Annotated in this window: 2 tRNA genes; both read left to right on the top strand. The window is 56.5% G+C overall.

Features of this window, described 5'->3' with window-relative positions:
- A tRNA-Asp gene (locus NCR98_RS33295) sits at positions 1–77 on the top strand.
- Between the two features lie 85 nt (positions 78–162).
- Positions 163–238: transfer RNA gene (locus NCR98_RS33290), tRNA-Glu, on the top strand.
- Position 239: the final 1 nt, after the last annotated feature.

Raw genomic sequence — 239 nt, 5'->3', positions numbered from 1 at the left:
GGAGCGGTAGTTCAGTTGGTTAGAATACCGGCCTGTCACGCCGGGGGTCGCGGGTTCGAGTCCCGTCCGCTCCGCCAACGCATTGCAAGCAGGAAGACTCCGGCTGATAAGCCGGATTTTTTTTCGCTACGCTGTGTCGATAGTTTAGTTTAGTAGGTTGAAGTCCCCTTCGTCTAGAGGCCTAGGACATCACCCTTTCACGGTGAGTACAGGGGTTCGAATCCCCTAGGGGACGCCAG

Source organism: Caballeronia sp. GAWG2-1 (assembly GCF_023631405.1).
GTDB lineage: Bacteria > Pseudomonadota > Gammaproteobacteria > Burkholderiales > Burkholderiaceae > Caballeronia.
The sequence above is the reverse complement of the archived record's forward strand: the minus strand, read 5'-3'. Positions and strand labels throughout refer to the sequence as shown.